Source organism: Blautia sp. AF26-2, assembly GCF_003460955.1.
GTDB lineage: Bacteria > Bacillota > Clostridia > Lachnospirales > Lachnospiraceae > Fusicatenibacter > Fusicatenibacter saccharivorans.
Genome location: NZ_QTWD01000022.1, coordinates 1 through 10,074 on the forward strand (window position 1 = coordinate 1; position 10,074 = coordinate 10,074).

Annotated in this window: 8 protein-coding genes; 5 read left to right on the forward strand and 3 right to left on the reverse strand. The window is 45.2% G+C overall.

What is annotated here, in order from left to right:
• Nucleotides 1-210: 210 nt before the first annotated feature.
• Genes DWY63_RS17655 through DWY63_RS17665 form a run of 3 tightly spaced genes read left to right on the forward strand, consistent with a single transcriptional unit; the run spans nucleotide 211 to nucleotide 4,404 of the window.
• On the forward strand, nucleotides 211-3,099 hold the full coding sequence (locus tag DWY63_RS17655; RefSeq protein WP_117802744.1) for a fucose pyrophosphorylase domain-containing protein: 2,889 nt from the start codon (nucleotides 211-213) through the stop codon (nucleotides 3,097-3,099).
• Between the two features lie 13 nt (nucleotides 3,100-3,112).
• Nucleotides 3,113-3,538 (forward strand): L-fucose mutarotase, encoded by a 426-nt coding sequence (gene fucU / locus DWY63_RS17660; RefSeq protein ID WP_055228359.1) that lies wholly within the window; start codon nucleotides 3,113-3,115, stop codon nucleotides 3,536-3,538.
• A 2-nt stretch (nucleotides 3,539-3,540) separates the two neighbouring features.
• Complete coding sequence (locus tag DWY63_RS17665) at nucleotides 3,541-4,404, forward strand: AraC family transcriptional regulator (protein WP_117760955.1); 864 nt, start codon at nucleotides 3,541-3,543, stop codon at nucleotides 4,402-4,404.
• A gap of 66 nt (nucleotides 4,405-4,470) precedes the next feature.
• Here DWY63_RS17665 and DWY63_RS17670 read toward each other — a convergent pair whose 3' ends face one another.
• Genes DWY63_RS17670 through gmd form a run of 3 tightly spaced genes read right to left on the reverse strand, consistent with a single transcriptional unit; the run spans nucleotide 4,471 to nucleotide 7,813 of the window.
• Nucleotides 4,471-5,793 carry a sugar phosphate nucleotidyltransferase gene (locus tag DWY63_RS17670; RefSeq protein WP_117802745.1) on the reverse strand — a complete coding sequence of 441 codons (1,323 nt, stop codon included), beginning with the start codon at nucleotides 5,791-5,793 and terminating at the stop codon, nucleotides 4,471-4,473.
• 12 nt (nucleotides 5,794-5,805) lie between these two features.
• Nucleotides 5,806-6,747, reverse strand: coding sequence for a GDP-L-fucose synthase family protein (locus DWY63_RS17675; RefSeq protein WP_334291844.1), 942 nt, complete (start codon nucleotides 6,745-6,747; stop codon nucleotides 5,806-5,808).
• 22 nt (nucleotides 6,748-6,769) lie between these two features.
• Entirely contained in the window at nucleotides 6,770-7,813 is a 1,044-nt protein-coding gene (gene gmd, locus DWY63_RS17680) for a GDP-mannose 4,6-dehydratase (RefSeq protein WP_117802746.1), read from the reverse strand.
• Nucleotides 7,814-8,377: 564 nt separating this feature from the next.
• Here gmd and DWY63_RS17685 point away from each other — a divergent pair.
• Nucleotides 8,378-9,061, forward strand: coding sequence for a helix-turn-helix domain-containing protein (locus tag DWY63_RS17685; RefSeq protein ID WP_117802747.1), 684 nt, complete (start codon nucleotides 8,378-8,380; stop codon nucleotides 9,059-9,061).
• A partial coding sequence (locus DWY63_RS17690; protein ID WP_117802748.1) for an IS3 family transposase occupies nucleotides 9,058-10,074 on the forward strand: 1,017 nt, incomplete at its 3' end. The genes DWY63_RS17685 and DWY63_RS17690, both read left to right, overlap by 4 nt.

A 10,074-nucleotide genomic window follows, 5' to 3' on the forward strand; every position in this document is an offset into this window, starting at 1 on the left:
TATTTTTTAGGGCAACACAATCCGTCGAATTATTTTGCACTTACAAAATACAGGCGTTAAATAATAAATGTAATAAGAAAAGGAAGATTTTTGACGGAATCTATGATATACTAAATTACAAGTGTTTCAACATATATTTTGAAAACAACGTGCCCTGGAGAGGGACAGAAATTAATACTACAATGATAAAGTAAGGAACAAAGAAAAGACATGTCACACAAAACTCTATTTTTACAGCAGTCCTACATCGACTGCACAAACCAGTATACCGCGCTTCTGGAAGCGCCGAAGCTGCCATTATGGGATTACGTGATTCTTACAGCTTCCAATGAGGAACAGGCTGCATCATACCGTACACAGATTCAGTATCGTCTGGATCATAATATGCTTCCGGCATCGACGCATTATGCAGTGCTTCCGGATCCGGACGGAAAACGGGTAGGAAGCGGCGGCGCTACACTGAATGTTTTGCGTTACGTTCATGAGAATGCAGGTTCATTCGAAAATCAGCGGATTCTGGTGATCCATTCCGGCGGTGACAGTAAGCGGGTGCCGCAGTATTCTGCCTGCGGAAAGTTATTTTCACCGGTGCCACGTGTTCTGCCGAATGGAAAACGTTCTACTCTGTTTGATGAATTTATGATTTCCATGAGTGGTGTGGCCGCACGGATGAATGCTGGTATGTTGGTGTGTTCCGGCGATGTGCTGCTGCTGTTCAATCCGCTGCAGATTGATTTTTATGGCAAAGGTGCAGCGGCGCTTTCGATTAAAGAGCCGGCGGAGATCGGAAAAAATCACGGTGTTTACCGGGTTGACAGCGAAGGAAATGTAGGTGGTTTCCTGCACAAAAAAACAGTGGAGCAGCTGCAGAAACTGGGAGCTTCGGATGATCAGGGAAATGTAGATATCGATACAGGAGCGGTAATCTTCAACAGTGAGATGCTGCAGGCGCTGTACCAGCTGGTGGATACGAAAGAAAAATTTGCAGCTTATGTGAATGAGAGTACCCGGCTTTCCTTTTATGCTGATTTTCTCTACCCTCTGGCATCAGACTCTACGCTGGAGCAGTATTATAAAGAAACACCGGAAGGTGATTTTACGCCGGAACTGGAACAGTGCAGAACGGAGTTGTGGAGTGTATTGCATCCGTATCAGATGAAACTGATTCGAATGTCACCGGCTGCATTTATCCACTTTGGTACGACAAAAGAACTGCGTGAGCTTATGACAGAGCGGATGGATGAATTCTATTATCTGGGATGGACATCGAACATCAACACGAATCGGGAGGAAGCGGATTTTGCAGCTTCGAACAGTTACGTCAGCCCGAATGCAGAGATTGGAAAGGGAAGCTACCTGGAAGACTGTATGATTCGCAATAAGTCACAGATAGGTGAAGAGTGTGTGATTTCCGGCGTGACATTAGATGGTCAGACGATTCCTGCGCATACTGTTCTGCATGGACTGAAACAGCAGAATGGAAAATTTGTTGTCCGCATGTACGGTGTTTCTGACAATCCGAAGGAAGCATTGCTGTTTGGAAAAACATTGCCGATGCCGCTCTGGGAAGCTGCGATTTATCCAGTATGCGATTCAATGGAAGAGGCAGTGCATCAGACACTGGAAGCCTGGAGAGAAGGTTTTCCGATTCGGGAAGATGCGATTTCACTGAAAGACAGCTTTAACCAAGCAGATCTTTCTGCACTGCTGCCGTGGCAGGAGAAGGTATCGGATAAAGTAGAACTGGAAGAAATTCTGGAGGCAATTGATCGAAAGGAAAATTTAACCAGACTGGTTGAGCAGATGCGGGATGGTATCTCAGAGCGGGTGAAAGGTGAACTGCTGAAAGAAGCACAGAGATTAAGCGAGACAGAGCTTGATCAGTTCAGCAGAAAGATCAGAATTTATTATGTTCTGTCCTGTTTTGATGAAAAGTATATGGACTCCTGCTTTGCGACCATCAGCAGCGGTATTCTTGCCGGAGCTGTAAAAGGTCTTTGCTATGATGCCGATGCGAAAATGGGAAAAGATCAGGTTACCGTAAATCTTCCGGTCCGTGTGAACTGGGGAGGCGGCTGGAGTGATACACCGCCGTACTGCATGGAACATGGCGGAACTGTACTGAATGCGGCTGTGATGCTGGACGGAAACTGCCCGATCGAAGTTGTGGTTAAGAAAGTCGACGAACCGGTGATTGTTCTCGCAAGTGCGGACAGTGGTGCCGAGCAGACCTTTACCGATATTTCCAGTTTACAGGATTCCAGCAATCCATACGATCCGTTTGCCCTGCACAAAGCGGCACTGATTGCCTGCGGCGTGATTCCATATAAGGATCCGATTTCCGTGCAGGAAATCACGGAAAATCTGGGAAGCGGCCTGTATCTTTCCACGCAGGTCATCAATATCCCGCGCGGTTCCGGCCTTGGAACATCTTCGATTCTGGCGGGTGCCTGTGTAAAAGCGCTGTATGAGATGCTGGGAAAAGAGGTAACAGACGAAGAGCTGTATGACCGTGTTCTTTGCATGGAACAGATTATGTCTACCGGCGGCGGATGGCAGGATCAGGTCGGAGGTCTGGCACCGGGAATTAAGATGGTTTCGAGTGAACCGGCAATTCGACAGAGAATTACGTGTGTGCCGTGCAAAATCAGTGAAAAGACAAGAAAAGAACTCGACGAGCGTTTCTGCCTGATCTATTCCGGACAGCGCAGACTGGCAAGAAATCTGCTGCGGGATGTCGTTGGACGATATGTCGGAGGAATCGAGGATGCGGTGGATGTCTTATATGCGATTCAGCAGACGGCGGTTCTGATGCGGTTTGAACTGGAAAAAGGCAATATCGATGGATTTGCAGAGCTTTTGAATCAGCACTGGGAATTATCCAAGAAACTGGATGCGAGTTGCACGAATACGTGTATTGATATGATCTTCCATTCCGTAGAAGACCTGATTGACGGAAAGATGATTTGCGGTGCCGGCGGAGGCGGTTTCCTTCAGGTTGTGCTGAAAAAGGGCGTAACACAGGAAGATGTGCGGAAACGGCTGCGTGAAGTTTTCCAAGACAGCGGTGTAGATGTATGGAGCTGTTCACTGGCGTAGGAGGAGGAAAAGAATGTTAAAAGGAATATCACCGTTATTATCACCGGAACTGTTAAAGGTGCTGGATGAAATGGGACATGGAGATGAGATTGTATTTGCCGATGCGAATTTTCCAACGGTCAGTACAGGAAAACGAATTGTACGTGCAGACGGAATCGGTGCAGTGGAGCTGCTGGATGCTGTTTTGCAGCTGTTCCCGCTGGATCAGTACGATGAGGATCATTTTGTACTGATGGAAGTGGTGCCGGGAGATCCGGTTCAGACGCCGATCTGGGATGAGTATAAAGCGGTTCTGAATCGATACGAACCGGAAGCAAAAGTACATACGATGGAACGCTTTGCCTACTATGAGCGTGCAAAAGAAGCCTATTGTGTTGTGGCAACGGGTGAGACGGCACAGTATGCCAATATGATTCTGAAAAAAGGTGTGGTAAGATAGGAATGGAATATTTTGCTTCGTCGTCCCATTCGGTGTCGTCGCAGCGTATTTTATATACACCGTCGGAATTTGCCAGAACTTCACTTCTGTATTTACAGGAAACAGGTTCGCTCCATGCACTGGCGGCGCATACGTCTCATCGAGAGCATCTGGCTTCGTATCTGTTCTTTTCGGTAACATCGGGGTCAGGAGAGCTGAATTACAATGGGAAAACGTATGCACTGCATTCCGGAGACTGTGTTTTCATCGACTGCAGAAAACCGTATTCCCATGCGACATCGGCAGATCTGTGGACCTTGCAGTGGTGTCATTTTTACGGTCATACCATGCCTGATATTTACAAAAAGTATCAGGAGCGCGGCGGACAGCCGGTTTTTCATCCCAAGGAAATGGAAGAATTGGTAGAAGTTATGACAGACCTGTATTCTGCGGCAGGATCGGACAGTTATGTGCGGGATATGAAAATTAATGAGATTTTAAACCGCCTGCTTTGGATTCTGATGAAGAATTCCTGGCATCCGGAACAGGGACGCGCTGCGCATGCCAGAAAACGGATGAGCATGGAAAAGGTGAAAAGTTATCTGGATGAAAATTATAAGGAACATATTACACTGGAACTGCTGTCACAGAAGTTTTATATTAATAAATATTATCTGACGAAGATATTTAAAGAAACATATGGTGTGACAATCATTTCTTATCTGGAAACGAGACGGATTACGCAGGCGAAAAATCTGCTTCGATTTACTGATATGACGGTGGATGAAATCAGTGCCGCAATCGGAATGAATGATGCAAATTATCTGGCGCGCCGTTTTCGAAAAATAGAAGGAATGAGTCCGGGAGAATACCGGAAAAAATGGTAAAACAGAAAACCGCAAATCATTTTCAGCAGATCGGGCAGAAAATGGTTTGCGGTTTTTCATTACAATTTAGAAAAGGGACGGCAGATCGTATTTATGTTTATCGTGTACATTGATGTCTTTTCCGAATTGGACTTCAATGATCTGCAGTTCCGTATCAGCAAAAATGGTGTGTTTGCTGCCTGCATTCATCTGCAGGGTGTCACCGGCGTGAACATTGTAAACAACGCCGTCGATCACGGCACGTCCTGTGCCGGAAATAACGTTCCAGACTTCATTCCGGAAATCATGACTGTGGTAGTTCATCTGATGACCCGGATTTAAAGTTACTTTAATCGTAAGGCTTTCTTTTTCGATATCCAGAATGCGGAAACTGCCCCAGGATTTTTCTGCAAACATAACGCGGTGATTTAGTGTATTGACAAAGGGCTTGATGTAACTGGACTGCTCTTTATCGGAAACCAGGATGCCGTCCGGACTTGCGGAAACTACAATATCTTTCAGCCCCATACAGAGTACGGGAAGATTCAGCTCGTTGACTACATGCACATTTCTGCAGGTTTCGTTAAACAGTGCTTCGCCGACATTGTGGCTGTCCATGGCCTCAGTCAGAGTATTCCAAGTTCCAAGATCTTTCCACATGCCGGAGAAACGCATCACTTCGATACGGTCCTCGTGTTCTACCACTGCGTAATCAAAACTGATTTTGTCTAACGTTTCATATTTGCTGAAAAGATCTTCGTAGTTTTCAAAATCAATTAATGCATGAGCGCGATCCAGAACATAACCAAGACGGAAAGCAAAAACACCGCCGTTCCAAAGAGCACCCTGGGAAATATACTGTTCTGCAATTTCTTTGGTCGGTTTCTCTTTGAACATCGACACCGTGCTGACAGGAGCCGGGGTGTCTGGAATAATGTATCCGTATTTTTCGCTTGGATAGGTCGGTTCAATACCCATCAGAACCAGGTTGGCATTGCTGGAAGCAACCTGGGCACCGAGGTCTTTTAAGGCATCAAAATAATCAATTTCCACATAAGGGTCAACCGGGCAGACAACGACAGGTTCGTCCTCGGAAATTCCCTTTACATCCTTCAGATAGGCTGCGGCAAGCGCAATGGCCGGGAATGTATCACGGCGGCAAGGCTCAACGCTGATGCCGACATCTTCCCCTAACTGATTGTGGATGGCGGAAACCTGTGATTTTGAGGTCGCGATGGTTACCGTTGCATCCTTGTCTATCGTACGGATCTGACGGTAAACGCGCTGTACCATGGATTCCAGTTCACCATCTGCCGTATGGAAAATTTTGATAAACTGCTTGGAACGGATATCATTGGAAAGCGGCCACAGGCGCTGGCCGGAGCCGCCGGATAATAAAACGATATTCATAAAGTTTCTCCGTTATCTTTCTGCACGCATCGGGTTGTTCAGGAAATCCTCGTAGGAGAGACGGATGCCGTCTTCCAGCTCGGTTTTGTAGGTCCAGCCAAGAGCGGTTGCTTTGGATACGTCGAGCAGTTTTCTTGGAGTACCATTTGGCTTTGTGCTGTCCCAATTGATTTTTCCATTATAACCGATTACTTTTGCAACAAGCTCTGTCAGCTCTTTGATGGTCAGTTCTTTTCCGGTTCCGGCGTTTACGGTCTCGTTTCCAGAATAGTTGTTCATCAGGAAGACACAGAGATTTGCAAGGTCATCGACATACAGGAACTCACGCAGCGGAGAGCCGTCACCCCAGCAGGTAACTTCCGGCAGATTGTTAACCTTTGCTTCATGGAAACGGCGGATCAGTGCAGGAAGTACGTGGCTGTGGGTTGGATGATAGTTATCGTTTGGTCCGTAAAGATTGGTCGGCATAACGGAAATATAATCAGTTCCGTACTGACGGTTCAGAAACTCACAGTATTTTAAGCCGGAGATTTTTGCAAGTGCATAAGCCTCGTTTGTTTTTTCCAGTTCAGAAGTCAGCAGACAGCTTTCCTTCATCGGCTGCGGTGCCATACGCGGGTAAATGCAGGAGGATCCAAGAAACTCCAGTTTTTTACAGCCGTTTTTCCATGCAGAGTGGATGACATTCATTTCCAGTGTCATGTTATCGTACATGAAGTCTGCCAGTGCTTCCTGGTTTGCAACGATGCCGCCTACTTTTGCAGCAGCGAGGAAGACATATTCCGGTTTTTCCTCTGCGAAAAATGCCTCGACAGCATCCTGACGGCAGAGATCCAGTTCTTTGTGGGTACGGGTAATGATATTTTCATAACCCTGGCGTTTCAGTTCTCTTACAATCGCGGAACCAACCATTCCACGGTGTCCGGCTACATAAATTTTTGCATTTTTTTCCATCATGATCTTTGCATCTCCTAAATTAAAGTGCGGCGTTCATGGCTTTTTCCTGTTTTGCAAGCTGACGGTCATGCTTTGCCATAATTTCTACTAATTCAGCATACGTTGTTTTCTGCGGATTCCATCCAAGAACGGTTTTGGCCTTGGTCGGATCGCCCCAGAGGTTATCAACATCGGTCGGACGGAACCATTCCGGATTGACACATACCAGCATTTTGCCGGTTTCTGCATCGTAGCCTTTTTCTTCCAGACCGGTGCCTTCCCAGCGGATGGTAATGCCGTTTGCAGCGAATGCTTTTTCGGTGAAATCACGTACGGTATGCTGCTCGCCGGTTGCGATGACGAAATCTTCCGGTGTTTCATGCTGCATAATCATCCACATGCACTCCACATAATCTTTTGCATAACCCCAGTCACGCAGAGAGTCCATGTTTCCAAGTTCCAGATGATCCTGAATACCTTCTGCGATTCTTCCGGCAGCCAGTGTGATTTTACGGGTAACAAAGTTCTCACCGCGGCGCTCGGATTCATGGTTGAACAGAATACCGTTGACAGCAAACATGCCGTATGCTTCGCGGTACTCTTTCACGATCCAGAAGCCATACTGTTTTGCAACCGCATACGGGCTGTATGGGTGGAACGGAGTTGTTTCGCGCTGCGGAACTTCCTCTACTTTTCCATATAATTCAGAAGTAGATGCCTGGTAAACCTTTGTATTCTTGGTAAGGCCAAGAATGCGGCATGCTTCCAGAATACGAAGAACACCAAGTGCGTCTACATCGCCGGAATATTCCGGAACATCAAAAGAAACCTGTACATGAGACTGCGCAGCCAGATTGTAAATTTCATCCGGCTGGACAATATTGATAATACGAATCAGCGATGACGAATCAGAAAGGTCACCGTCATGCAGTGTGATTTTATCCATAATGTGCTCGATACGAGCTGTATTTGCAAGCGAAGCGCGACGGGTGATACCATGAACCTCATAACCTTTTTCTAACAGAAACTCCGCAAGATAAGAGCCATCCTGACCAGTGATACCGGTGATAAGTGCTTTTTTCATTCGAAAATCCTCTCTATTCAATAATGTGTAGTGTGGAGAAAAATCTCCGTATTAGTTGCTTGTGTATGTAGTTTAACGGAAGATGGGGAGAAATGTGAGAGGATATTTTGGGGGTTGATAGCATTATATTGGTTTATTCGGTCAGAAGTGGTTTGATTTCCTTTTCTGAGGCACTAGTTCATGGATAAGTCAAATTTGGAAAAATGGTGGGAAAAGATAAGCACAGAACTTGACACATAAGAACAGGAATGATAAACTAAGATTGAACAAAATCACTGCGCGATGGCCTGCCAAGGCTGTGGCGCAGTTTTATTTTTATTAAAAAAGCAGTGGAATTACTTTCCATAATCCGTTATTGTTAAGTTACCACACGAAACAACTGAACTAAGAAAGCTCCACTGCCTATGATAAGAATAACATTTTCCAGTCTCTTCCGCAACCGGAATTATGACGCTAACGCACCTCCGAATAGGTAGATGTAATTATTAACACTCTCCATATAATGATATGATACCTCTGAAGTAGACAAGGTAAATAACCAAAATCTACGTTGGAGGTATTTTTATGGGAAAAAAACCCAAGTGTACGGTTGAAGAAAAAATTTCTGCTGTCGAGGATTATCTGAATGGAATACGTTCTGTCTCTGAAATTATGGTAGATTTATCTATAAAAAGTACACGAACTATAAGAGACTGGATACTGGCATATCAAAATGGGGGAATAAAAGCCCTCTGCCCTGTTACAGCTAACCATTCCTATTCCAGTGAATTTAAAATTGAAATGGTTCGGAAGTATATCAACGGGGAAGGATCGGTTACCGATTTATGCGCCAGATATGGAATTCCTGCACATGCAACACTACAAAAATGGATTTCGTTGTATAATGCCAATAGAGAACTTAGGGATTATGATCCCAAGAGGGAGGTCTATATGGCAGAAGCACGAAGAAAGACAACGTTAGCTGAACGTAAGGAAATCGTTGAATACTGTATTACCCATAACCGTGATTATAAAGGAACAGCTTCTCTATATGATGTTTCTTATAGCCAGGTGTACTCATGGGTCAGAAAATATGATGCTGTTGGGGAAGATGGACTGTCCGATAAACGCGGGCACCACAAAACGGATGATGAAGTAGATGAACTGGAACGGCTGCGCCGGGAGAACCTGCGACTAAAGCGCCAGCTTGAAGAAAAAGATATGGTGGCGGAACTGTTAAAAAAAGTGAAGGAATTCGAAAGAATGTGAGGCTTGGAAAACTACGGTTTGAATCAAAATATCAGGCAATAAAATATTTTTACGAAAAAAAGCAATGGAGTGTCAACTGGATGTGCAAACAATTGGGCATATCACACGCTGCTTACTATAAATGGCTGCACCGGACAATTCCAGAGCAGGAATCCGAGAACACAAAACTGGCAGAACTGATAAAGGAGTATGACGAACGGTTCGGACATATCTTGGGATACAGGCGGATGACAAGCTGGATCAACCATTTCAATCACACCAGCTACAGCAGGAACAGGGTTCACAGAATCATGAGGAAGCTGGGAATTCATTCTATTATCCGTAAAAAGAAGAAGAAATACCCGTCGTCCAGACCGGAGACAACAGCGGAAAATAAGCTGAAGAGGGAATTCAATGCAACGAAACCTAATGAGAAATGGGTTACGGATGTTACGGAATTCAAGGTTCCTGAGACTGGCAGGAAACTATATCTCAGTGTCATCCTTGATCTATATGATCGATTTCCAGTTGCGTATGTCATAAGCGGAAGAAATGACAATAAGCTCGTGTTTGACACATACGATAAGGCTCTCAAAGATAATCCGGATGCCAGGCCGATTTTTCATTCTGACAGAGGTTTTCAGTACACGCGCAGAATATTTCAGAAAAGGCTTCGAGAACAAGGCATGGAACAGTCTATGTCCCGTGTTGGACACTGCATTGATAATGGTCCTACTGAAGGATTGTGGGGGATTATCAAATCAGAGATGTATTGTATGTATAAGATAACCGACGAGATATCTTTACGTTCGGCAATCGACAAATATATAAAGTTTTATGCCGAAGAAAGACTGCAGGAAAGATTCCATTGCAAAACGCCACTGGAAGTACGAAGCGAAGCATTATCAGCGGAAATCCCGATACAATATCCGATTGCTGAGAACAAAAGAATAGAAGCATACAAAGCAAAATGGTGTGCCTCCTCCTCTCTGGCACGTCAGGAAAGAGAGTTTGCCAGATATGATCTCGATCTC

Bases quoted from the DNA above. Each gene is read 5' to 3' on its own strand.
- DWY63_RS17655 (WP_117802744.1), top strand. From the start codon at position 211: ATGTCACACAAAACTCTATTTTTACAGCAGTCCTACATCGACTGCACA.
- fucU (WP_055228359.1), top strand. From the start codon at position 3,113: ATGTTAAAAGGAATATCACCGTTATTATCACCGGAACTGTTAAAGGTG.
- DWY63_RS17665 (WP_117760955.1), top strand. From the start codon at position 3,541: ATGGAATATTTTGCTTCGTCGTCCCATTCGGTGTCGTCGCAGCGTATT.
- DWY63_RS17670 (WP_117802745.1), bottom strand. From the start codon at position 5,793: ATGAATATCGTTTTATTATCCGGCGGCTCCGGCCAGCGCCTGTGGCCG.
- DWY63_RS17675 (WP_334291844.1), bottom strand. From the start codon at position 6,747: ATGGAAAAAAATGCAAAAATTTATGTAGCCGGACACCGTGGAATGGTT.
- gmd (WP_117802746.1), bottom strand. From the start codon at position 7,813: ATGAAAAAAGCACTTATCACCGGTATCACTGGTCAGGATGGCTCTTAT.
- DWY63_RS17685 (WP_117802747.1), top strand. From the start codon at position 8,378: ATGGGAAAAAAACCCAAGTGTACGGTTGAAGAAAAAATTTCTGCTGTC.